We start from the raw sequence: 20,666 nt of genomic DNA on the forward strand, positions 1-20,666 counted from the left end.
CAGGCCAAGATCACCGCGTCGATTCACCAGATGCTGGCCGAGGTGCAAAAGTACGTGCCCGGTTACCGCTTGGTCAACGGCCCGGTGTTCGATGGCAACCGCGTCTCGGTTTACATGGAGGTCGAAGGCCTGGGCGACTACCTGCCCAAATACGCCGGCAACCTCGACATCATGACGGCCGCTGCGGCCCGCACGGCTGAAATGTTTGCGGAAGAAATCCTCGCCGGCCGGCTCACGCTCAAAGCTGCGCCCGCCGCCATCCCGGCTTTCGCCTGAACCCTCGCAGAGAAATACCATGAATTTACAAGGTAAAAAAATCACCGTTCACGACATGACCTTGCGTGACGGCATGCACCCCAAGCGCCACCTGATGACGCTGGAGCAGATGAAAAGCATCGCCTGCGGTCTGGACGCCGCTGGCGTGCCGCTGATCGAAGTCACCCACGGCGACGGCTTGGGCGGCAGCTCGGTCAACTACGGCTTTCCGGCCCACACCGACGAGGAATACCTCGGCGCCGTGATCCCGCTGATGAAGCAGGCCAAAGTGTCGGCCCTGCTGATCCCCGGCATCGGCACGGTCGAGCACCTGCTGATGGCCAAGGACCTGGGCGTCAAGACCATCCGCGTCGCCACCCACTGCACCGAGGCCGACGTGTCGGAGCAGCACATCACGAAGTCGCGCGAGCTGGGCCTGGACACGGTGGGCTTCTTGATGATGGCGCACATGGCCAGTCCGGAAAAGCTGGTCAGCCAGGCGCTGCTGATGCAGGGCTACGGCGCCAACTGCATCTACGTCACCGACTCGGCCGGCTACATGCTGCCCGACGATGTGAAAGTGCGCCTGAGTGCGGTGCGCGCTGCGCTCAAACCCGAGACCGAGCTGGGCTTTCATGGCCACCACAACATGGCCATGGGTGTCGCCAACTCGATTGCCGCGATTGAGGCCGGTGCCAATCGCATCGACGCCGCCGCCGCCGGCCTGGGTGCCGGCGCCGGTAACACGCCGATGGAAGTGTTCATCGCCGTCTGCGCGCGCATGGGGATCGAGACCGGCGTCGATGTATTCAAAATTCAGGACGTGGCCGAGGACCTGGTGGTGCCGATCATGGACCACGTCATCCGCATCGACCGCGACTCGCTCACCTTGGGCTACGCCGGGGTCTATTCCAGCTTCCTGCTGTTTGCCAAACGCGCCAGTGTGAAGTACGGCGTGCCAGCCCGTGACATTCTGGTCGAACTGGGCCGCCGTGGCATGGTGGGCGGGCAAGAGGACATGATCGAAGACACTGCCATGACGATGGCGCGTGAACGTCAAAATTTAACCAAGGTAGCCGCATGAAACTCGACCCCAAAACCATTGCCGCCCTGGCCGAGCGCCTGGAAAACTGCGAACTGCAGGCGAAGGACACGACCAAGATCACTGAAGAGTATCCCGATATGGATTGGGACGATGCCTACGCCATTCAGGACGAAATCCGCCGTCGCAAGATTGCGCGCGGCGGCCGCATCGTCGGCCTCAAAGCTGGCCTGACCTCGCATGCCAAGATGAAACAAATGGGCGTGACCACACCGGTGTTCGGCTTCATGGCCGACTACTACGCCGTGCCCGATGGCGGCGAGTGCAAGATGAGTGAGCTGATCCATCCCAAGGTCGAGCCCGAGATTGCTTTCGTCACCAAGACCGAGTTGCGCGGCCCCGGCTGCCACATCGGCGCCGTGCTGGCCGCCACCGACTTTGTGATGCCCGGCATCGAGGTGATCGACAGCCGCTACCGCGACTTCAAGTTCGACCTGAAAAGCGTGGTGGCCGACAACACCTCGGCCGCGCGCTTCGTGGTCGGCGGCCAGCCCATGCCCGTGTCCGGCGTGGACCTGCGCACCGTCGGCATCGTGATGGAGAAGAACGGCCAGGCGGTCGCCTTTGGCGCCGGTGCCGCCGTGCTCGGCCACCCGGCCGCCGCCATTGCGATGCTGGCCAACCACCTGGCGGAACGCGGCGAATGCATTCCGGCGGGCAGCCTGATCTTGTCGGGCGGCATCACGGAAGCCGTCTCCGTGGAAGCGGGTGACAACGTCACCTTGCGCGTGCAAGGCATGGGCAGCACCAGCCTGCGCTTTGTCTGACCCCTCCAACTCCAACTCCTGCACATTCCATGATTTCAACTTATCGCCTTCCAGCCCTGTCACGCCGCATCGTTCTGGTCTGCGTGGCCAGCAGTCTGTCTGCCCTGGCCGTCTCCGCCACGGCAGCTGACGTCTACCCCTCCAAGCCGATCAGGTTGATCGTGCCCTTCGCCCCTGGCGGGCCGACCGACATGATGGGCCGCACCGCCGGCAAGATCCTGAGCGACAAGCTGGGCCAGCCGGTCGTGGTGGAAAACAAGGCGGGCTCCGGCGGCAACATTGGCACCGACGCGGCGCTCAAGGCCGCGCCCGATGGTTACACGCTGGCACTGAGCGCCATCAGCAGCCTGGCGATCGCCCCCAACCTGTACGCCACACTGCCATACGACGTTGCCCGTGACGTGACCCCCATCACCCTGGTTGGCACAGCCGCGGGTGCCATCGTGGCACATCCGTCTGCGCCGTTCTCGGACCTGAAAGGTCTGATCGCCTACGCCAAAGCCAATCCGGGCAAGCTCGCCTACGCCACGCCGGGCATCGGCACCAGTTCGCACCTGGCAGCCGAATACCTGCAGTCGCTCGCAGGCATCCAGCTGATTCATGTGCCCTACAAGGGGACTTCGTCGGCCGCGCAAGACCTGCTGGCCGGTGTGGTGCCGTTGAGCTTCGAGAGTTCGCTCACCACGGCGGCACCCAACGTCAAGCTGGGCAAGCTCAAGGCCATTGCCATCACGGCCGGCAGCCGCTCCAAGCTCATGCCCAGCGTGCCGACCGTGGCAGAGCAGGGCTTCCCCGGTTTTGACGTCGTGACCTGGTTTGGTTTGGTCGGCCCGGCAGGCATGCCGCGCGAGGCGGTCGACAGGTTGCAGAAAACACTGGCCGAAGGCCTGAACACACCTGCGATCGTCGCCCGTTTCGAAGGCATCGGCGCCGACGTCAAGACCAACACGCCCGCCCAGTTTGCCGAGTTCATCAAACTGGAAAACGAACGCTGGGGCAAGGTCATCAAGTCCGCCAATATCAAACCCGAATAGACCATCAGGAGACATCAACATGCCATTTGCACAAATCTACATGATCGAGGGCCGTACCGAAGAACAGAAGCGCGCCGTGATCGAGAAAGTCACCGCCGCGTTGGTGGAAGCTGTCGGCGCCCCGATTGAAAACGTCCGGGTCTGGATCCATGACGTGCCGAAGGAAAACTGGGGCATTGCCGGGACCAGCGCGAAAGACCTGGGGCGCTGAAGGCTGGCCTGGTTGGCGCTAGATGTGACCGACTGCAGGCGGCACATGCCGCATGTGCAGGGACAAGCCCAGCGCTGCCATGTGATTGCTGTTGCGCCCGAGAATGGTTTGGCACAGGGGCAGAAACTCGGCTTCTTCAAAGGCGGCGTGCGCCCCGTAATCGCGCACCAGCGCCTCAACGGCCGAGGTATCCAGGTCGGTGGTTTCGCCCCTGGCAATCTTCTTCACCTGCGACTTCAGCTTGGCCCAGGTCGACTCAACTTGCCGGTGCTGCCGGGTCAGATGATCAACCATTGACTTGATCCACTCCAGTTCATCGCCTTGGGCGGCACTGGCCACAACGGCAGGGAACAACTCCCGTTCTTCCTCGGCGTGATGCTCGAGGACGACATCCTGAAAGAAACTGAGTGTCTCTTCCGCAATCTGCCGCGCCCGCGCTGCCGGCTCCAGCAGCGTGGGCAAGCTGCCAAAAGCGGTCAAGTGCGACAGGATGCCCACATGGCATTGGGAGAAGCTGGCGATCGGTGCGTCGTCGCGTTCCTCAACCGGTGTATTGGTCGTCGTGCCCATGGTTGTGCTCCTGCATTTGATGCAAACAGCGACCATGATATACGCGGCTGACCAGGGCCGGAGCGGCGCCAACCGGGAACGATGATGCTGGGGACCATGTGGATAGGGGGTGTGGGTAATAGGGGAAGGGGAGGTCGGTGGTCGAAGTCGGGTTACGGGTCTGAGCACAGTGGAAGGCGCTCTTTAAAACTCAAACTGCTTATTTTTTAATTTGTTTATCGCTAAACTGACATAACAATTTTTGCGATCATCACCTCATGAACCCCGAAAACCCGGCGCCGCCAGCCTCTGTTCTCGTTGTCTGCTTGTGCGCCGAGTGGTGTGGCGTCTGCAATGACTACCGCAGCCGCTTCTCCCAGGTGCAGTTCACCTTCCCGCAGGTGCGATTTGTTTGGGTCGACGTCGAAGACGAGGCCGACCTGCTGCACCCGCTGGACGTGGAGAACTTTCCCACGCTGCTGATTGCCGTGGGCGACGCGCCACGCTTCTTTGGCCCCCTGACGCCCCAAGTCGAGACGCTGGAGCGCTTGATTCGGGCACAGATCGCGGACGCTAGTGCGCCAGCGCTGGCAAACCGCGCCGTCGCAGACTTGGTCGCCAGGATCCGGGTGGAGAAAGAGATCCCCTAGGGTTGGCGCAACAAATGACTACCGCCGCCATTGGGCAGACCCATGGGCGTTTCAAGAAATGCCATGACTGTGGGCGCTGCGGTCAGTTTGCATCTGGCAAGACATTTCGTGATGGATATGATGAAATGCAAACGATGTGCACGGAAACTACATGCTTCTGAAATCGATACTCGTCGTGATGTTCGTCTGGTTCGGAAATTTCTCCGAAGCCCAAACACTGCCAGTTCGCGACGCCACGCGCGGTGAGTTGTTGTACATGACGCATTGCAGCGCCTGCCACAGCACCGAGGTTCACTGGCGTGACAAGAAACGCGTCACTGATCCGGCAAGTCTTCGGGTGGAAGTCCGGCGTTGGCAGAAATTCTCAGGGCTGGAGTGGAGTGATGACGATGTGGCGGAGGTCGCTGCGTACCTCAACGCGCTCTACTACCACTATCCCACGTTGAACTGGTCGGGGGCCGGCGCATCGCCCGGCTCGCTCAACTGAGTGCTCGGATGGGATATCGCACTGTTGAGGGTGCCGCCAAACTGAGCCTGTAACACAGCCGCGCATTCGCGCAAGGCGAAAGATGGCGACGCCAAGGCCAAGCGCAAGAACTGGGCTGCATACGATGGGTCACGATGAAAGCGGGTCGTGTCGATCCACCAGCCTTGCCCCGCCATTAACCATTTAAAATCGATCTCTGTCAGCAACGAAACACGCTCATCGCCACTGCGCGCTGCTCCGCTGACCGAAGCGCCTTGTCCTGAGTGAACTGGCATGGCCATCATCCCTCCCACATATTATGCAGATGCGTCCACAACGCATGAACTCCAATGTGGGCCGACAAGGCAGGGCAATGGCTCACGAGTCGGGCCAAGCGGGGGTTTCACAGGTGACGGCGCTTGTGCTTACTTCTTCAGGTAAATCTGGTCAAAGCTGCCGCCGTCGGCAAAGTGGTCCTTGTCCGCCTTGGCCCAGCCACCAAAGGCCTGCTCGATGGTGAACAGGTTGAGCTTGGGCAGCTGCTTGACGTACTTGGCCTGCGCTTTCTCTGAAGAAGGGCGGTAGAAGTTCTTGCCGGCGATGTCCTGGCCTTCATCGGTGTAGAGGTATTCCAGATAGGCCTGCGCCACGGCGCGGGTGCCCTTGCGGTCCACGTTTTTGTCCACCACCGTGACCGGTGGCTCGGCCAGGATGCTGAGCGATGGATAGACGATGTCCACCTTGCCACCAAATTCTTTCTCCAGCAGGTGGGCCTCGTTCTCCCAGGAGATGAAGACGTCGCCCTGGTTGCGCTGGGAAAAGTTAATCGACGAGCCACGTGCGCCGGTATCCAGCACCGGCACGTTCTCGTATAGGGTCTGCACGAAGTCTTTAGCCTTGGCTTCGCTGCCGAACTTGCGTTTGGCAAACTCCCAGGCGGCCAGGTAGTTCCAGCGCGCGCCGCCGGAGGTTTTGGGGTTGGGCGTGATGACGCTGATGCCGGGCTTGACCAGGTCATCCCAATCCTTGATAGCTTTGGGATTGCCCTGACGCATTACCAGCACGATGGTGGAGGTGTAGGGCGCCGAGTTGTGCGGCAGGCGTTTTTGCTAGTCTTGCGCAATCCACTGTCCGTTTTTGTACAGGGCGTTGACGTCACCCGCCAGGGCCAGTGTCACGACGTCAGCGTCCCGGCCGGTCTTGGCCTTCCAGAGTTTGGCAAACGCGGCGTTGAACTCAGAATAGAGCTCACGGGTGGGGTCGTAAGAGACATTCAGCAGCGTGTGCTGGCTGGGCAAGCGCTCCCAGCGCGGCGCCAGCGAGAGCGGCGGCACCGTGTTAACGGTCGTGTTTGCCACCTTTGCCATGCTTGCCGGAATTGCCTTGGCCTGGCCCGTCATTGCCGCGGCCCTTGTCCCAGTGTTTGGGCTTCTTTTCTTTCTTTGCCTTGACGGCGTGATAGCTGGCATCAGGTGCCCAGTTGCCCGGGTGCCGGTAGTAGCTGTTGCCACGCTGTTCCCACCGATCCGGTTCCCAACGGTAGCCGACGCGTTGCGCAACGGTGTGGCCGCGAACCCAGATGTACCGGTCGGTGTGCCAGGCCCAGTAGCCCGGTGCCCAGACGTAGCCTGGTGCCATTGCCGGGGCGCTCTCGTACTGTGCCACAGGCGGCGCGATATTGATGTTGATGCTGACTTGCGCGAAAGCCGGTAGGGCTGCGGTGCTGGCGGCCAGCACTGCGGACAGCAAGAGACTTCGAACGACGTTGTTGTGGTTCATGATTTGTTCCATTTGCGGTTGATGGTCTGATGCTCGCACGAGGCGGGTTCATGTTCTGTGCGTTGGCCCACACAACATGGCTATCGGCCGCTGGTCGTGGAACAACCGGGCTTGTTGTGTCTGCCAGCGCACAGACGCCCGATCCCCCGATATGGAAACTGGACAGGTATTTCGCGTGTCGGGCAGCAGTTGGCCGGCGCGGAGGGTCGCCGGAGTTCTCGGACGTTCCCTCGCCGTTGGACCTCAAAAACAGCATGCCCGCATCGCCGCCCACATGAACATGACGCTACCTCGTTTCCTCAAATGGACAGCAGTGTCCATACTCGCTTCCATCGTGCTGGCCACTCTGTTCATTGCCCTGTTCGGCTGGAACTGGCTGCGTGGCCCGATCGAGCGCATCACGGCGGAGAAAACCGGACGTGTGCTGGCCATCAGCGGCGACCTCAGCGTGGAGTTTGGCTGGCCCTGGCCGCACATTCACGCCGACGCCGTGACATTCGCGAACCCGGACTGGGCCCGGGAAAAGCAGATGGTCACGGCCGACGCTGTCGACATCGCGATCGACTTGCCGAAGCTGCTGCGGCAAAACATTGTCTTCCCCGAGGTGCGGCTGACGCGCCCCGCCGTCTTTCTGGAGCAAGGCACCGAAGGGCGCAAGAGCTGGCTGCTCGACCGCAACCAGCAGGATGAAGGCGCGCGTATCCAGATCGACCGCCTGACGCTTGATCGCGGAACGCTCGGCTATGACGATCCAGAGGCGAAGACCAGCATCCGGTCCGATCTCTCGAGCGCCAACGCCCAGGCAGGGCGCACGACCGATGCAGGTGTTGTCTTCAACGCCCGCGGACAATACAAGGGGCTGGCCCTCAAGGCGGCGGGCAGCGGCGGACCAGTGCTGTCCTTGCGTGACGAGACAACGCCCTATGCCCTGAAAATTGATGCGACCATTGGGCGCACGAACGTGCGGGCCGACGGCACCATCACCAGCCTGCTTAAATTCTCGGCCATCGACATGCGTCTGGCCCTGCGCGGCGACAGTCTCGACCAGCTCTTTCCCTTGCTTGGCATCGCGCTGCCGGCCACACGATCCTACGCGACCGAAGGGCATTTGTTGCACAGCGGCCACACCTGGCGCTACGACAAGTTCTCCGGACGCATCGGCGCCAGCGACATCGAAGGTGCATTGCAGGTCGATACCGGTGGCAAACGCCCGGCCCTGAAAGCCGAGCTGGTGTCCAAGCTGCTTGATCTCGACGATCTCGGGCCGATGATTGGCGCGCGACCCGGAAGTGTGCAGACTGCCAAACAGGCATCCCCTTCGCCGTCTCTGGTGAGCGTGCCGACGCCCGCGGCGGCACGGGTGCTGCCCGAACTGCCGTTCAAGACCGATCGCTGGGACAGTGTGGACGCGGAGGTTACCCTGCAGGCCAGGACCATCCGCCGCACCAAGGAGCTGCCGATTGAAGATCTCAAGACCCATTTGAGCTTGCACGATTCCGTGCTGACGCTCGATCCGCTCGATTTCGGCGTCGCGGGCGGTCACCTGAATGCCGTGATTTCGCTTGATGGGCGCAAAGATCCGATCCAGGCGACCGCCAAGGTGCGGGCAAGAAAACTTCTCATGGCCAAGCTGTTTCCAACGGTTGATCTGACCAAGACCAGCGTCGGCCAGATCAATGGCGAGTTCGATCTGGTGGGCAAGGGCAACTCGGTCCGTAGCATGCTCGCGAGTTCCAGTGGCAAGGTGGGGCTGGTCATCGCCCGCGGCGAGATCAGCAAGCTGATGATGGAGAAGGCCGGCCTGCATCTGTGGGAAATACTGGAACTGAGCCTGACCGGTGACAAGCTCGTGAAGCTGCGTTGCGGAGTGGCCGATTTCGATGTCAAGGATGGTGTCATGGTCACGGACGCGCTGGTCTTCGATACAGAGGTCACCACGATCCTGGGTACAGGCAGCATCGATCTGGGGCAGGAGAAGCTGGATCTGACGCTGAATCAGAAAACCAAGAACACCAGCCCCCTGGCATTGCGCAGCCCGATCTACGTCCGTGGCAGCTTTGTCAGGCCCACGGTCGAGGTCGACAAAGGGCGGGTTGCCGCCCGTGCAATTGGTGCGATTGCGCTGGGCATGGTCAACCCCCTGCTGACGCTCATCCCATTGATCGACGCCGGTCCCGGAAAGGACAGCGATTGCCGAAAATTGGTCAGCGATGCCAGGGCCTTGCCGCGTCCAGCCAATAATGAGGCAACTGTAAGGAAATGAATATGACGGCGATTCGTGGGCTCAAGCTGGCTTTGGCGGTGTTTTCCCTGTTTGCGGCAGGGGCCTGCGCGACGCTGCCTGATACCGAGGCCCTGATAGAGCGGCACACCGGACAAGCCGCCCGCTTTGAGAACGCGCGCGGCGAGCTCTCGGCGGGAAAGAGTGCGGCGATTCTCGCGGAGCTCAAGCGCAAGTCCGGCGATATCGATATTCTGGAAAAGCAGATTGTGCTGGAGCAGGCCATCGTTGGCAGTCCGCTCATCCTGGGCAATAAAGTGACCCTGTTGCAGGATGGTGCGGCGACCTACTCGGCCATGTTCGCTGCCATCCGCAACGCGCGGGACCACATCAACCTGGAGACCTACATCATCGAAGACGATGAAATTGGGCGCCAGTTCGCCGACCTGTTGCTGGCGCAGCAAGCCCGGGGCGTGCAGGTCAATCTGATCTATGACAGCGTAGGTGGCTTCAACACGCCGAAGGCTTTCTTCGATCGCTTGACGCAAGGCGGAATCCAGGTGCTCGAATTCAATCCGATCAATCCGCTCACGGCCAAGACGGCGTGGCGGATCAACAACCGCGATCACCGCAAACTGCTGGTGGTGGACGGGCGCACCGTATTCCTTGGCGGCATCAACATCAGTAGCGTCTATTCTTCGGGTTCGATCCTCAAGCGGGCCGGGAAGGTGGAGACAAACACGGTCCCATGGCGCGATACCCACCTGCAGATCGAGGGCCCGGTGGTTGCCGAATTTCAGAAGCTCTTCATGGAGACCTGGGAAAAGCAGCGCGGTAATCCTCTTGCCAGAAAAGACTATTTCCCGGTCCTGACGGCGCAGGGGAAAGACATCGTGCGCGCCATCGGCAGCACGCCCGACGATCCCTTCAGCCTGATCTACCTGACCCTGATATCGGCAATCGGCAATGCGGAAAAGCAGGTGCACCTGACGAATGCGTACTTCGTACCCGATCCCCAGTTGCTGAAGTCACTGACCGACGCTGCCGCGCGCGGGGTCGATGTGAAGCTGATATTGCCGAGCCACTCTGATTCGGCCATCGTGTTTCACGCGGGACGCGCGCATTACTCTGGTCTGCTCCAGGGGGGCGTCAAAATCTTCGAACGGGGCGGTGCGCTGTTGCATTCCAAAACGGCGGTCATCGACGGCGTCTGGTCCACCGTGGGGTCTACCAATCTGGATTGGCGCAGCTTTCTTGACAACGATGAAGTCAACGCCGTGATCCTCGGACGAGAGTTCGCCCAGCAAATGCAGGCCATGTTCGCGAGGGACCTGGAGGCGTCGCAGGCCATCGATCCGCAAGGCTGGGAGCGCCGGCCACTTCACTTCCGCGTCAGGGAGTGGATGGCGCGGGTCTGGGGGCGCTTGTTGTAGCCCGGACGGCGCTCCTGCGCGGCCCGGCCAATCACTATTTGCGTCCGACGACGAGCAGGAATACGCCGAGCACGATCGCGCCAGCGCTGACGATCAATGGCACATTGACGGTTTCCTTCTCCTGGACCTTGAGTTCCAGCGGGCCCAGCTTCACACCCGTGGTTTCCTTGGTGTAGCTGAAGCCGCCGTATACCAGCCCCAGGCCGCCGGCTGCGATCAGGATGATTCCGATAAGTTTCGTGGGATTCATTTGTGTTTGTCTCCTAATAAATTGTGAAGTGCCAAAGCAGAACAACTCCGCTTTCGATCATTTCGTCAATGGCGCATTGTCCACTGTCTCGGCGCAGAATTGCGACAGGCTTTTGAGTACGCTCTGTACGGCCCGGTTGGCCGCGATCACGCCCCCATAAGGGTCTTCGCTGGTCGCGGCAACGGCAGCATCGAACTCACGCCAGGCCAGCACGCGGCGCGTCTTGTCATCCACGAGATAGGCCCGCAGCGTGAAACGCACGCGGCTCGGGCTGCTCTGGAACTCGTGTTGCAGCCGGATGATCTCGGTGTCCAGCCGCAGGTCGCCGGTCGCGGCGCCTGGCGTCAGCACGACGGCGCGGAATGCCCCGGTGTTCTCGATCGCGGAGACAAGTAACGGCCCGAGCATGCGCGCAGGCGGGTCTATCCATTCACTGTTCGCGAAGTATTCGAGCTTGTGGTTCTCTCGCACGTAGATGATGCGCTGGCTGTCAAAACCGGCGGCCGCATGCGGTGGATTGATGATCAATGTCGGCGCCGCGGCCTTGGCCGGCAGCGGGGCGGTGACTGGCGCGCCGTCGAGCGCATAGAAGGCCGGATGCACCGTTGCGGTCGGGCGCAAGCCGCTACAGGCACAGAGGGCGATGACGGATACAGCGCCAGCAAGGAGCCGGCCAAATCTGGCGGCAGGCATTTTGTTGATCGTTTTCATGGTCCAGTTCCTGGTTCTCCCGGTCCTGGCGGAACCGGCTTGCGGCCGAATAGCAGGCCACGCGGATCCCGCTCGGTCTGCTCGCTCAGCCGGCGCAGCGAAGTCGTCAGATCACTCAATTCGCCCAGCAGGCGTTCCAGTTCCGGCAGTGCTTCCGAGCCGAAGCGTTTGACGTCGGAGCCCACTGCGTCGACGGTCTTGCCGGCGCTGGCACTCGTTTTGGCGACCTCGGTGCCCATCTTTTCGACAGCGTCGGCGCTGCGTCCGATGCGATCCAGCACGGCACCCATCTGCGCCGTGGCTTGTGATGTGTACTGCAGCGTCTGGCCGGCATGGGTGATGCCCGCGTCGATCGTGTCCTTGCGCGCTGCGATCGTGCGCGCCACCGTGGCGATGTCGGCGAGCGCACTCTTGAACGCCGCCTGGTTGGCATCACTGAGGATGGAATTGATGTTGTTCGATGTGCTGTCCATCTTGGCAAGCACACTGGTGAGCACGTTCTCCAGCCGCGCGCTGAGCGAAGGCTTGGTGCGGATTTCGGGATACCGGCTTCCCGCGACGGCGCGCAGTGGGGGTGAATCCGCTGCGCCGCCGCTGAGTTCGACATAGGCGATGCCTGTCAGGCCCTGAGTTTTCAGAACCGCGATGGTGTCCTCCTTGATGGGCGTGCCATGCTCAATCGCAAACAGCAGCTTGACCCGCTGCGGGTTGATGCGGTCCAGTTTGATATCGCGCACATTGCCGACATCAACGCCGTTGTATTTGACGGGCGCATTCAGATTGAGACCCGCGACCGATTCGTCCAGGATTGCAAGGTAGAAATCGTATTGTTTCTGCCAGGCGCCGCCCGAGGCGAGCCAGAGCACACCGGCGATCAGCATGGCGCCAAGCACCAGCACAAACGCGCCAACGACGGAATAATTCACTTTGGTTTCGATGATGGCTCCCCGATGGTTTCACTTTCAGGCAGGCCGGCATGCAGCCTGTCCTGCTGCTGCGCCGCCCGGCCCCGCGGGCCGTCAAAGAACTGCCGGATGGCAGGCTTGTCCATGCGCGACAGCTCGGACATGGAGCCGACGCCCTGCACTTTGCCGTCCGCGAGCACGGCGACGCGGTCGGCCACCTGCCACAACAGGTCGAGGTCGTGCGTGATCATGACGATGGTCAGGCCGAACAGGTCGCGCAGCTTGAGCACCAACTCATCCACGCCGGCGGCGCTGTCCGGGTCGAGCCCGGCGGTGGGTTCATCCAGAAAAAGCAGTTCGGGGTCGAGTGCCAGTGCGCGGGCCAGAGACGCGCGCTTCATCATGCCGCCGCTGAGTTCCGACGGATACTGTGCGCCAACTTCAGGCTTGAGACCCGTCATGGCAAGCTTGGACGCCGCGATCTCATCAATCAGGCGATCGCCCAGCGCCGTGTGCTCGCGCAGCGGCAAGCCGACGTTTTCCATCACCGTCAGCGAGCCGAACAAGCCACCGTGCTGGAACATCACACCCCAGCGCTGCCGCAGTGCCAGCGCCTCCTCGTCACCAAGGCTCTGCAGGTCGACGCCAAGGACCCGGATTGAACCCTCGTTGGGACGCTGCAGCAGGATCATTTCGCGCAGCAGCGTCGATTTGCCGGAACCGCTGCCACCAATCACCGCGAATATCTCGGCGCGGCGCACTTCGAGGTCGATACCGGAATGCACCACGTGATCACCAAAGCGTGTCGACACCTGCCTGATGTCGATGACCGCCTCACTGTTTTGCGCCTGGCTTTCCATGTCAGAGGTCCAGCACACTGAAGGCGATCGAGAACAGGGCATCGGCGACGATCACGAGAAAGATCGACTGCACGACGCTGCGCGTGGTCTGGCGCCCGACACTGTCGGCGCCGCCGTGCGTGCGAAAGCCCTGAAAGCAGCCAACCACGGCGATGATGACGGCGAATACCGGTGCCTTGCCGATGCCGACGACATAGGACGTGATGCTGACCGCTTTGGAGAAGCGGTCGAGGAACTCGCCAAAGCCGACATCGAGCTGTGTGCGTGCCATGATCATTCCGCCGAAGACACCGAGCACGTCCGCAAACACTGTCAGCAGCGGCAAGACGATCACGAGCGCAATGATCTTGGGCAGGACCAGCAGTTCCATCGGTGCAATACCGATGGTGCGCATGGCATCGATCTCTTCGGTCACGGCCATGGTTCCGATCTGCGCGGCATAGGCGGAGCCCGAGCGCCCGGCGATGATGATGGCCGTGATCAGAGGTGCGAATTCGCGCAGCATCGACAAACCCACCAGGTCAGCGACAAAGATGTTGGCCCCATATTGCCGGAGCTGGCTGGCGCCCTGGTAGGCGACGACAATCCCGAGCAGAAATGACAGCAGCCCGACGATGGGCAGTGCGTCGAATCCGGCCGTGCGGATGTTGTACAGGATGGGGCGCCACCGGAACCGGCCCGGATGCACGACGGATTGCGCAAACGCGAACGCCGCTTCACCAACAAAGCCGAGCAGCGCAGCAGCCTGCTCGAATGCGGCGACAGCACTCTGGCCAATGCCTGCAATCACTGATGGCGGTGTGCTGGCGGCCGGCGCGGGCCGGGCCACTTGTTCCGCGACCTGTTGCGCCACGGCCTCCAGCAGCCTGGAAAATTCCGGGCGCAAGCCGCGCAGGGTCACGACGATTCCCTCATCACGCAGGCGCAGCAACAGTTTTTGCAGCACCCACGCGCCGGACGAGTCCAGTGCCTCGATAGCGGCGCCGTCGGCAATCGCCGGCGTGTTGGCGGATAGCCGCACCGACTCAAGCCGATGCTCGATGGCGCCGATACCGCGCGCGGTCCAGCACCCCGACAACGCAAGGTCGTGCGGGCCCGGCTGGGCGATGGCGGCGGCCATGGGGATCGGCTTCATAGATGCCCTGCAGGCTAAATCAAATAAATTCTGGCGTATGTGCGCAGGCGCACAGAACGCCGGACGCACCGGGGCAACAATTGCCTGGTAGCCCGTCCTGCGGCTCCATCCAGTTCTTAGATATGGAGAATCTTTCACATGAAACCAAACCTCGGATTGCTTGTCTTGAGTACAGCGCTTGTGGGAGCGATGACGATCTTTGCCGCCGGCTGCAGCAAGTATTCGGACACGACCGGCACACCGGCACCGAGCACGACGGTGGGGACGGAGATTGACGACAGCGTGGTGACAACGCGAGTCAAATCCGCACTGCTCGCCGACCCGGACGTCAAGAGTTTTGACTTCAAGGTTGAAACCCGCAAGGGCGAAGTCCAGTTGAGCGGTTTTGTGGACAACCAGGCGCAAATTGATCGCGCAACGGCTGTCACACGCGCCGTGGCTGGTGTGAAAAACATTGATAACAAGCTGAGCCTGAAGGGCGAGGCGACGACGGTCGGCAACAAAGTGGACGACGGCATCATCACGACGAAAGTGAAATCCGCCTTGCTTTCCGATGCGAACGTCAAGAGTTTCGACATTGCAGTCGTGACGCGCAAGGATGAAGTCCAGCTCAGTGGCTTTGTCGACAACCAGAGCCAGATCGACCGTGCCGTGGAAGTTGCCCGAAGCGTCGAGGGCGTGCGCAGCGTGCGCAACGAAATGAGCATCAAGAAGTAAAAGTCCCAGCAACCAGCAAATCTTTAAGGAACCAATTCATGAAAACCATCAATACTTTCAAATCAGCCATCGCGGTGGCTGCCGTACTCACGCTCGGCGCTTGCGCAGACATGAATACGGCGGGGAATACATCCGGTTATGGCACTGCCTACCCGCAAACCACCAACTCAGGCGCTGCTTACGCGGGATATGGCGTCGTGCAGTCCATCGAGCTTGTCCGGCAGGACAACACCGGCATTGGTGGCAGCGGCATTGGCGCGGGCGCCATCGCGGGTGCCGTCGTCGGAGGCATCCTCGGTAACCAGGTGGGCGCGGGTCAGGGCAAGACGGCCGCCACCGTGCTCGGCGCTGCCGGTGGCGCCTATGCCGGCAACGAAATGCAAAAGAGAAGCCAGACCCAAGCCGACGCCTACAAATTCACCATCCGCATGAACGACGGCTCCTATCAGACAGTAACGCAAACCACCATCGCCGATATTCGGGTGGGTGACCGCGTGCGGATCGAAAACGGCGTCGCACGGCGGTATTGATCTTTTTGACTATGTGCGCTGGCAAACGGACGCCGGTGCGCATGGTCCATAAACTTCAATCACAGCAAGGGGCAAGCGGGACCAGCACGGGCCGATTCTCCATCACCCTGAAGGACAACGACATGAACTGGGACCGCATCGAAAGCAACTGGAAACAACTCCATGGCCATGTCAGGGAGCAATGGGGCAAGTTGACCGATGACCATCTCCATATGCTTGCAGGAAAACGCGATGGCCTCGCCGGCAAGATCCAGGAGCGGTATGGCATCTCCAGGGATGAGAGCAGGCAGCAGCTCGCCGGTTTGCACAAGCGAATGAAAGAAATGAATCACGTCAAGTGATTCGGTCAACCAGGGTACAAGCCATGAAGAACTCAAATATCAGCGCCATTGCAATTGCGGTCGGTCTCTTTGTCAGCGCCGGGGCGATGGCGCAGTCCATGTCGAAAGACCAATACAAGTCCGGCGGCAACGTCATTGCCGCGGAGTACAAGTCCGCCACGGCGGCCTGCGGTTCGCTGTCCGGCAATGCGAAGGATGTATGCAAGGCCGAGGCCAGTGGTAAGGCGAAGGTTGAGAAGGCCGAGCTGAGGGCGCGATACAAGCCCTCAGAGGCCACGAATTACAAGGTGCGCGTCGCCAGGGCAGACGCCGATTACGCGGTCGCCAGTGAAAAATGCGATGACAAGGCGGGCAACGTCAAGGACGTGTGCGTGAAGGAAGCGAAGGCTGCCGCCGTGACCGCCAAGGCCGACGCCTCGGTGCAGGTGAAGACCGCCAATGCGAATGACACGGCCAGCGAGACGTCCGCCAAAGCGCAGAGCGCCGCGGACGAGAAGACGATGAAGGCCCAGACCAAGGCGAACGAAAAAGGTGCTGACGCGCGCAAGGATGCCGCATCAGTAAAACGCGATGCGGGCTATGCAGTCGCGAAGGAGAAGTGTGATGCATTGGCAGGTGATGCCAAGAGCAACTGCGTCCAGCAGGCAAAGGCGCGCTTCGGCAAGTCTTAAGCCACATTCGTTCGAATGCGGATTTTTTGTCAGATGGTCAACATGAAGGAATCGAAATGAAAATGATACGGAAATATTCAATTGGCTTGGTTGCCGCATCAGCTTTGGTCGCCCTGGGCGGTTGTGCCGGGATGACAACGCAGGAAAAAGGGACAGCCACAGGTGCCGTTATCGGCGGCGTGGCGGGCAATGTCGTCGGCGGGGGCTTGTTGGGAACTGCGGCCGGAGCGGCGGTCGGCGGCGTCATCGGTCACGAAGTCACCAAGAACAAGTAAGGCACCCGCAAGCACTGCGGGTCATGCATCAAACGCAGCCCGTAGGCTTGGGTAAACCGCCGTACTTGGTGATCGGCTTCATCGGACCGGTCATCCAGAGTTTGAACACCGCGTTCTGTTCCTCGTTCAGATATTTGGCGAATTTCCGTATCGGGGGCACGCTGCCGAATTCTTCGTAATATTCGCGGGCTTTCATGATCTGCGCCCATTTGGCATCGTCGAGCTCATAGCCGTCGGCTTCGGCCATGGCCCGGCCAATGTCCTCGGTCCACGCACTCATGTCGGTGAGATAACCATCTCCGTCGCGATCTGGTAGATCCATGTTGAGCCCTTCTTTCTGAATAAAAAATTGCGGTTGGCGCATTCAACCCACTGTCAACCCGGCCATCCCGGTCGTTGGCTGGGCATGGCGTTCGATAAAACCTTCAAGAAACCGGCGCAGAAAGCCTTCGGTCTGCGCGCTGTGGAAACGGTCAATGACCTGCCCATGGCTGTAGGCGATGACGGTCGGAAAGCCTTTTGCCTGATGCCGGCCGGCTATTCGCATGTTTTCGTCGGCATCGACTTTGGCCAGCACAAATTTGCCGCCGTATTCTTGGACCAGCCGTTCCAGCATCGGCCCCAGCACACGACACGGGCTGCACCATTCGGCGCCGATATCCAGCAACACCGGCACCTCGTGCGAACGGGCCAGCACCAGTTCGTCGAAGTTGGCTTCTTCTACGTCAAAAGAGAGTTTCATCGCCTTGAATCGTTTGAGTGCAGGAAAAACAGCAGTTTAAGGAAGCTGCACGCGCTCTGCCATTCCCCAGATGGGTAGCGTTTGTCCGTGCAGCCAGCGCCGTCTGGGCCACGGGCAGGCCCCATGTGCGCGACTTCAGGTGATGGCCTGCCAGTGGCGCGGCTCCACTGGCGTGATGGAAAGGCGGTTGCCCTTCTTCAGCACCAGCAGGTCGGCCAGCTCAGGCCGGGCGCGCAGCTCGGCCAGGGTCAGCGGGGGGGTCTTTCGCAGCACCTGCACGTCCACCAGCAGCCAGCGCGGCGCGTCGGGTCTGGAAGCCGGATCAAAGTAGGGCGACCTGGGATCGAACTGCGTGGGATCGGGTCGGCTTTCTGAAGCCACGCGTGCGATGCCCACGATCCCCGGCTCGGCGCAGCTGGAGTGGTAGAACAGCACGCCGTCGCCCACCCGCATGGCGTCGCGCATGAAGTTGCGGGCCTGGTAGTTGCGCACGCCCGTCCAGGGCACGGTGGCATCGGGCGCGGCGAGTGCATCGTCGACCGAGCATTCTTTGGGCTCGGATTTCATCAGCCAGTAGTTCATCGGCTCAAGTTTGCCAGTGTCCGGCCCACATTGCACGCGCATCCTCCGCAGGGCGTCCGCACCGACAGCGCAACATGGACGCCATACCTAGAATAGGTTTTCCTGTTTGATACACGAGAGTTCAACCATGCCCAGCATCCCGCTCACCGAGCCACACGCGGCAAAAAATGGCTTCAAGGTCGCCGTGATGGGCGCGGGTGCCGTCGGCTGCTACTACGGCGGCATGCTGGCGCGCGCCGGGCATGAGGTGGTGCTGATCGCGCGGCCCCAGCATGTGGAGGCAATAGCCCGCGACGGCCTGCGCATGGAAACCGCAACCTTCGACGAGCACGTGCGCCTGGCCGCCAGCACGGACCCCAGCGCGGTGCAGGGCGCGCAGCTGGTGCTGCTGTGCGTCAAGTCCACCGATACCGAATCGGCTGGCGCCCTGCTGCGGCCGTACCTGGCGCCCGATGCGCTGGTGCTGACGCTGCAAAACGGCGTGGACAACGCCGACCGCTTGCGCACCGTGCTGCCGCAACACGCTGTGGCCGCCGCAGTCGTTTACGTTGCCACTGAGATGGCCGGCACCGGCCACGTCAGGCACCATGGCCGCGGCGAACTGGTGATCGAGCCCGCTGCCTCCGCTTCCATTTCGAGCGAGGGCGTGGCGCAAGCGCTGATCGCCGCTGGCGTCCCTACCGACATCTCCAGCAACGTGCGCGGCGCGCTGTGGGCAAAGCTGATCCTCAACTGCGCCTACAACGCCGTCTCGGCCATCACCCAGCTGCCCTATGGCAAAACGGTGGCGGGCGAGGGCATCCAGGACGTGATGCGCGACGTGGTGGCCGAATGCCTGGCCGTGGCGCAGGCCGAAGGCGTACAGGTGGCGGGCGACGTGCACACGGCCGTGGACAAGCTCGCCGCCAGCATGCCCAGCCAGTATTCATCCACCGCGCAGGATCTGGCGCGCGGCAAGCGCACCGAGATTGACTACCTCAATGGCCTGATCGTGAAACGCGGCGCGGCGCTGGGCATTGCCACGCCGGCGAACCGGGTGTTGTGGGCATTGGTGAAGTTGCTGGAGGGAGAGCGGGCTTAGGGCTGCTGCAGGACGACACGGCGGGCGAAAAAAAACCGGCCAGAAGGCCGGTTTTTCAACTGAGGTGCAGACTTCAGTAACGGTTGCCGCCGCCACCATAGCCGCCGCCACCGCCGCCTTCGCGACGGCCACCACCGCCACCACCACCGAAGCCGCCGGTACGCGGTTCCATCGGGCGGGCTTCATTGACCACCATGTCACGGCCATCGACCGATTTGCCGTTCATGCCGCTGATGGCCGCTTGGGCTTCCGCGTCGCTCGACATTTCCACGAAGCCGAAGCCCTTGGAGCGGCCGCTGTCGCGGTCCATCATGACCTTGGCCGACGAGACGGTGCCGAAGTCAGAGAAATTTTGATTCAGGGATTGGTCATCTACCGAGTAGGAGAGGTTGCCAACGTAAAGTTTCTTGCCCATTTTGGGATCTTTCAAAAAAGCGTCCGCGGTTTCAATGAACCGCGCGACGCGGGGGGAATGACGGTCTTGGTTAAAAAACCATCAACGGAACTGTTGCCTGGCTACAGCCAGGCATGCAGGAAAACCGGGGTTTCATGAGCCGGAAATGAATCCGGTTCTTGGGCCCAGGTCATGGGTTCGGTCGGGGAGGGAAAAAATGAGACCGGAGGTAAAGCTCGCCGCTGGGGGAGTTTGACGACCGGGAGGGCCGGATCTATCGGCCAAAAAGGTTCGGGGGCGGCGTGTGAGGTGCCGCTGACCGTGTCAGACTACAGTTGCTGCAAAGGTAAGCAAATTGCAGCAGCATGCGGATTTTACTCTCGATTCAGGAATCACGTCAGATTGTCAAGAAAGTTGTCCCGATCAGTTGATTTCACGGATGTGAAAAACCAACCGCCTTCGGACGTCCTGCCAACTGCAGCCTTGCCATTACTTCCGGCGTCTCTGCCACCAGCTTGCCCTTGCGCCACACCTTCAGCCGGTTCGCCCGCAGCCTGATCGCTTCCGCTGGATCGCGCGCCTGCAGCAGCACAAAACTCGCATCGCAGCCCACCTCCAGCCCATAGCTTTGCAAGTGCATCACCTTCGCCGCGTTGGTCGTCACCGCGTCAAAGCAGTCGCGAATCCCTTTCTGGCTCGTCATCTGCGCCACATGCAGACCCATGTGCGCCACCTCCAGCATGTCGCCGCTGCCCATGCCGTACCAGGGGTCCATCACGCAGTCGTGGCCGAAGGCGACGTTGACGCCGGCGGCCATCAGCTCGGGCACGCGCGTCATGCCGCGGCGCTTGGGGTAGGTGTCGTGCCGGCCCTGCAGCGTGATGTTGATCAGCGGGTTGGCGATGACGCTGACGCCGCTCTCGGCAATCAGGGGGAGCAGCTTGCTGACGTAATAGTTGTCCATCGAATGCATCGACGTGCAGTGCGAGCCGTTGACGCGGCCCT

General features: G+C 61.4%; 26 protein-coding genes and 2 pseudogenes. 15 read left to right on the top strand and 13 right to left on the bottom strand.

The annotated features are described in order from the left end of the window. The 5 genes and pseudogenes from Q7T10_RS19465 to Q7T10_RS19485 form a co-directional block, all read left to right on the top strand. A pseudogene (locus Q7T10_RS19465) lies at nt 1-276 on the top strand (acetaldehyde dehydrogenase (acetylating)); the annotation flags it as partial. Between the two features lie 19 nt (nt 277-295). Further along, a complete protein-coding gene (bphI, locus tag Q7T10_RS19470; protein WP_304751377.1) occupies nt 296-1,339 on the top strand; it encodes a 4-hydroxy-2-oxovalerate aldolase BphI in 1,044 nt (347 codons plus the stop codon). Continuing rightward, nucleotides 1,336-2,124 (top strand): 2-oxo-3-hexenedioate decarboxylase, encoded by a 789-nt coding sequence (gene dmpH / locus Q7T10_RS19475; RefSeq protein WP_304751378.1) that lies wholly within the window; start codon nt 1,336-1,338, stop codon nt 2,122-2,124. Before bphI ends, dmpH begins: the two co-directional genes overlap by 4 nt. Before the next feature lie 29 nt (nt 2,125-2,153). Continuing rightward, nucleotides 2,154-3,158, top strand: coding sequence for a tripartite tricarboxylate transporter substrate binding protein (locus Q7T10_RS19480; RefSeq protein ID WP_304751379.1), 1,005 nt, complete (start codon nt 2,154-2,156; stop codon nt 3,156-3,158). A 19-nt stretch (nt 3,159-3,177) separates the two neighbouring features. Further along, complete coding sequence (locus tag Q7T10_RS19485; RefSeq protein ID WP_304751380.1) at nt 3,178-3,369, top strand: 2-hydroxymuconate tautomerase; 192 nt, start codon at nt 3,178-3,180, stop codon at nt 3,367-3,369. A gap of 18 nt (nt 3,370-3,387) precedes the next feature. Here the strand turns inward: Q7T10_RS19485 and Q7T10_RS19490 are convergent, their stop codons facing one another. Beyond that, complete coding sequence (locus tag Q7T10_RS19490) at nt 3,388-3,939, bottom strand: hemerythrin domain-containing protein (protein WP_304751381.1); 552 nt, start codon at nt 3,937-3,939, stop codon at nt 3,388-3,390. Between the two features lie 257 nt (nt 3,940-4,196). On the opposite strand from Q7T10_RS19490, the gene Q7T10_RS19495 reads away from it, so the two are divergent. Next, nucleotides 4,197-4,568, top strand: a complete 372-nt coding sequence (locus Q7T10_RS19495; RefSeq protein WP_304751382.1) for a thioredoxin family protein — start codon at nt 4,197-4,199, stop codon at nt 4,566-4,568. Between the two features lie 151 nt (nt 4,569-4,719). After that, nucleotides 4,720-5,055, top strand: coding sequence for a cytochrome c (locus Q7T10_RS19500; protein WP_304751383.1), 336 nt, complete (start codon nt 4,720-4,722; stop codon nt 5,053-5,055). Between the two features lie 404 nt (nt 5,056-5,459). On the opposite strand, the pseudogene Q7T10_RS19505 reads toward Q7T10_RS19500, so the two are convergent. Then, a pseudogene (locus Q7T10_RS19505) lies at nt 5,460-6,434 on the bottom strand (sulfate ABC transporter substrate-binding protein). Then, complete coding sequence (locus Q7T10_RS19510; RefSeq protein WP_304751384.1) at nt 6,373-6,813, bottom strand: YXWGXW repeat-containing protein; 441 nt, start codon at nt 6,811-6,813, stop codon at nt 6,373-6,375. Before Q7T10_RS19510 ends, Q7T10_RS19505 begins: the two are co-directional and overlap by 62 nt. A gap of 313 nt (nt 6,814-7,126) precedes the next feature. Here Q7T10_RS19510 and Q7T10_RS19515 point away from each other — a divergent pair, with 313 nt between their 5' ends. After that, nucleotides 7,127-9,076, top strand: coding sequence for an AsmA family protein (locus tag Q7T10_RS19515; RefSeq protein ID WP_370653800.1), 1,950 nt, complete (start codon nt 7,127-7,129; stop codon nt 9,074-9,076). A 2-nt stretch (nt 9,077-9,078) separates the two neighbouring features. Beyond that, nucleotides 9,079-10,467, top strand: coding sequence for a cardiolipin synthase (gene cls / locus Q7T10_RS19520; RefSeq protein ID WP_304751385.1), 1,389 nt, complete (start codon nt 9,079-9,081; stop codon nt 10,465-10,467). Between the two features lie 34 nt (nt 10,468-10,501). On the opposite strand, the gene Q7T10_RS19525 is transcribed toward cls, so the two are convergent. From Q7T10_RS19525 to Q7T10_RS19545, 5 genes are read right to left on the bottom strand one after another with little or no spacing between them, the layout of a single operon-like run. Further along, nucleotides 10,502-10,717 (bottom strand): hypothetical protein, encoded by a 216-nt coding sequence (locus Q7T10_RS19525; protein WP_304751386.1) that lies wholly within the window; start codon nt 10,715-10,717, stop codon nt 10,502-10,504. 57 nt (nt 10,718-10,774) lie between these two features. Then, nucleotides 10,775-11,428, bottom strand: a complete 654-nt coding sequence (locus Q7T10_RS19530) for an ABC-type transport auxiliary lipoprotein family protein (RefSeq protein WP_304751387.1) — start codon at nt 11,426-11,428, stop codon at nt 10,775-10,777. Then, nucleotides 11,425-12,354 carry an MlaD family protein gene (locus tag Q7T10_RS19535; protein ID WP_304751388.1) on the bottom strand — a complete coding sequence of 310 codons (930 nt, stop codon included), beginning with the start codon at nt 12,352-12,354 and terminating at the stop codon, nt 11,425-11,427. The genes Q7T10_RS19530 and Q7T10_RS19535 overlap by 4 nt, the downstream gene beginning before the upstream one ends. Then, nucleotides 12,351-13,193 carry an ABC transporter ATP-binding protein gene (locus tag Q7T10_RS19540; RefSeq protein ID WP_304751389.1) on the bottom strand — a complete coding sequence of 281 codons (843 nt, stop codon included), beginning with the start codon at nt 13,191-13,193 and terminating at the stop codon, nt 12,351-12,353. The genes Q7T10_RS19535 and Q7T10_RS19540 overlap by 4 nt, the downstream gene beginning before the upstream one ends. Before the next feature lies 1 nt (nt 13,194). Then, nucleotides 13,195-14,328, bottom strand: coding sequence for an MlaE family lipid ABC transporter permease subunit (locus Q7T10_RS19545; protein ID WP_304751390.1), 1,134 nt, complete (start codon nt 14,326-14,328; stop codon nt 13,195-13,197). A 138-nt stretch (nt 14,329-14,466) separates the two neighbouring features. Between Q7T10_RS19545 and Q7T10_RS19550 the strand changes: the two genes are divergently transcribed. The 5 genes from Q7T10_RS19550 to Q7T10_RS19570 all read left to right on the top strand — a co-directional run bounded on the left by Q7T10_RS19550 (nt 14,467) and on the right by Q7T10_RS19570 (nt 16,862). Then, nucleotides 14,467-15,045, top strand: a complete 579-nt coding sequence (locus tag Q7T10_RS19550; RefSeq protein ID WP_304751391.1) for a BON domain-containing protein — start codon at nt 14,467-14,469, stop codon at nt 15,043-15,045. A 38-nt stretch (nt 15,046-15,083) separates the two neighbouring features. Continuing rightward, the gene (locus tag Q7T10_RS19555; RefSeq protein ID WP_304751392.1) at nt 15,084-15,575 is read left to right on the top strand and encodes a glycine zipper 2TM domain-containing protein; all 492 of its coding nucleotides are present in this window, start codon (nt 15,084-15,086) and stop codon (nt 15,573-15,575) included. A gap of 122 nt (nt 15,576-15,697) precedes the next feature. Then, nucleotides 15,698-15,916, top strand: coding sequence for a CsbD family protein (locus Q7T10_RS19560; protein ID WP_304751393.1), 219 nt, complete (start codon nt 15,698-15,700; stop codon nt 15,914-15,916). A gap of 23 nt (nt 15,917-15,939) precedes the next feature. Continuing rightward, complete coding sequence (locus tag Q7T10_RS19565) at nt 15,940-16,587, top strand: hypothetical protein (RefSeq protein ID WP_304751394.1); 648 nt, start codon at nt 15,940-15,942, stop codon at nt 16,585-16,587. 56 nt (nt 16,588-16,643) lie between these two features. Beyond that, entirely contained in the window at nt 16,644-16,862 is a 219-nt protein-coding gene (locus Q7T10_RS19570) for a glycine zipper 2TM domain-containing protein (RefSeq protein WP_304751395.1), read from the top strand. A gap of 28 nt (nt 16,863-16,890) precedes the next feature. Here the strand turns inward: Q7T10_RS19570 and Q7T10_RS19575 are convergent, their stop codons facing one another. The 3 genes from Q7T10_RS19575 to Q7T10_RS19585 all read right to left on the bottom strand — a co-directional run bounded on the left by Q7T10_RS19575 (nt 16,891) and on the right by Q7T10_RS19585 (nt 18,186). Beyond that, on the bottom strand, nt 16,891-17,184 hold the full coding sequence (locus tag Q7T10_RS19575; protein ID WP_304751396.1) for a TusE/DsrC/DsvC family sulfur relay protein: 294 nt from the start codon (nt 17,182-17,184) through the stop codon (nt 16,891-16,893). A gap of 42 nt (nt 17,185-17,226) precedes the next feature. Next, nucleotides 17,227-17,604, bottom strand: a complete 378-nt coding sequence (locus Q7T10_RS19580; protein ID WP_304751397.1) for a co-chaperone YbbN — start codon at nt 17,602-17,604, stop codon at nt 17,227-17,229. A 135-nt stretch (nt 17,605-17,739) separates the two neighbouring features. Continuing rightward, entirely contained in the window at nt 17,740-18,186 is a 447-nt protein-coding gene (locus Q7T10_RS19585) for an EVE domain-containing protein (protein WP_304751398.1), read from the bottom strand. A 127-nt stretch (nt 18,187-18,313) separates the two neighbouring features. Here Q7T10_RS19585 and Q7T10_RS19590 point away from each other — a divergent pair, with 127 nt between their 5' ends. After that, nucleotides 18,314-19,267, top strand: a complete 954-nt coding sequence (locus tag Q7T10_RS19590) for a ketopantoate reductase family protein (protein ID WP_304751399.1) — start codon at nt 18,314-18,316, stop codon at nt 19,265-19,267. Between the two features lie 73 nt (nt 19,268-19,340). Here Q7T10_RS19590 and Q7T10_RS19595 read toward each other — a convergent pair whose 3' ends face one another. Further along, nucleotides 19,341-19,682, bottom strand: a complete 342-nt coding sequence (locus tag Q7T10_RS19595; protein ID WP_304751400.1) for an RNA-binding protein — start codon at nt 19,680-19,682, stop codon at nt 19,341-19,343. A gap of 412 nt (nt 19,683-20,094) precedes the next feature. After that, on the bottom strand, nt 20,095-20,666 hold a 572-nt coding region (locus Q7T10_RS19600; protein ID WP_304751401.1), incomplete at its 5' end, for an amidohydrolase family protein.

Source organism: Rhodoferax sp. (assembly GCF_030646845.1).
Classification (GTDB): domain Bacteria; phylum Pseudomonadota; class Gammaproteobacteria; order Burkholderiales; family Burkholderiaceae_C; genus Rhodoferax.

Bases quoted from the DNA above. Each gene is read 5' to 3' on its own strand.
- Q7T10_RS19560 (WP_304751393.1), top strand. From the start codon at position 15,698: ATGAACTGGGACCGCATCGAAAGCAACTGGAAACAACTCCATGGCCAT.
- Q7T10_RS19485 (WP_304751380.1), top strand. From the start codon at position 3,178: ATGCCATTTGCACAAATCTACATGATCGAGGGCCGTACCGAAGAACAG.
- Q7T10_RS19585 (WP_304751398.1), bottom strand. From the start codon at position 18,186: ATGAACTACTGGCTGATGAAATCCGAGCCCAAAGAATGCTCGGTCGAC.
- cls (WP_304751385.1), top strand. From the start codon at position 9,079: ATGACGGCGATTCGTGGGCTCAAGCTGGCTTTGGCGGTGTTTTCCCTG.
- Q7T10_RS19555 (WP_304751392.1), top strand. From the start codon at position 15,084: ATGAAAACCATCAATACTTTCAAATCAGCCATCGCGGTGGCTGCCGTA.
- Q7T10_RS19480 (WP_304751379.1), top strand. From the start codon at position 2,154: ATGATTTCAACTTATCGCCTTCCAGCCCTGTCACGCCGCATCGTTCTG.
- Q7T10_RS19545 (WP_304751390.1), bottom strand. From the start codon at position 14,328: ATGAAGCCGATCCCCATGGCCGCCGCCATCGCCCAGCCGGGCCCGCAC.
- Q7T10_RS19495 (WP_304751382.1), top strand. From the start codon at position 4,197: ATGAACCCCGAAAACCCGGCGCCGCCAGCCTCTGTTCTCGTTGTCTGC.
- dmpH (WP_304751378.1), top strand. From the start codon at position 1,336: ATGAAACTCGACCCCAAAACCATTGCCGCCCTGGCCGAGCGCCTGGAA.
- Q7T10_RS19525 (WP_304751386.1), bottom strand. From the start codon at position 10,717: ATGAATCCCACGAAACTTATCGGAATCATCCTGATCGCAGCCGGCGGC.
- Q7T10_RS19500 (WP_304751383.1), top strand. From the start codon at position 4,720: ATGCTTCTGAAATCGATACTCGTCGTGATGTTCGTCTGGTTCGGAAAT.
- Q7T10_RS19580 (WP_304751397.1), bottom strand. From the start codon at position 17,604: ATGAAACTCTCTTTTGACGTAGAAGAAGCCAACTTCGACGAACTGGTG.
- Q7T10_RS19510 (WP_304751384.1), bottom strand. From the start codon at position 6,813: ATGAACCACAACAACGTCGTTCGAAGTCTCTTGCTGTCCGCAGTGCTG.
- Q7T10_RS19590 (WP_304751399.1), top strand. From the start codon at position 18,314: ATGCCCAGCATCCCGCTCACCGAGCCACACGCGGCAAAAAATGGCTTC.
- Q7T10_RS19540 (WP_304751389.1), bottom strand. From the start codon at position 13,193: ATGGAAAGCCAGGCGCAAAACAGTGAGGCGGTCATCGACATCAGGCAG.
- Q7T10_RS19550 (WP_304751391.1), top strand. From the start codon at position 14,467: ATGAAACCAAACCTCGGATTGCTTGTCTTGAGTACAGCGCTTGTGGGA.
- Q7T10_RS19490 (WP_304751381.1), bottom strand. From the start codon at position 3,939: ATGGGCACGACGACCAATACACCGGTTGAGGAACGCGACGACGCACCG.
- Q7T10_RS19565 (WP_304751394.1), top strand. From the start codon at position 15,940: ATGAAGAACTCAAATATCAGCGCCATTGCAATTGCGGTCGGTCTCTTT.
- Q7T10_RS19530 (WP_304751387.1), bottom strand. From the start codon at position 11,428: ATGAAAACGATCAACAAAATGCCTGCCGCCAGATTTGGCCGGCTCCTT.
- Q7T10_RS19570 (WP_304751395.1), top strand. From the start codon at position 16,644: ATGAAAATGATACGGAAATATTCAATTGGCTTGGTTGCCGCATCAGCT.
- Q7T10_RS19575 (WP_304751396.1), bottom strand. From the start codon at position 17,184: ATGGATCTACCAGATCGCGACGGAGATGGTTATCTCACCGACATGAGT.
- Q7T10_RS19595 (WP_304751400.1), bottom strand. From the start codon at position 19,682: ATGGGCAAGAAACTTTACGTTGGCAACCTCTCCTACTCGGTAGATGAC.
- bphI (WP_304751377.1), top strand. From the start codon at position 296: ATGAATTTACAAGGTAAAAAAATCACCGTTCACGACATGACCTTGCGT.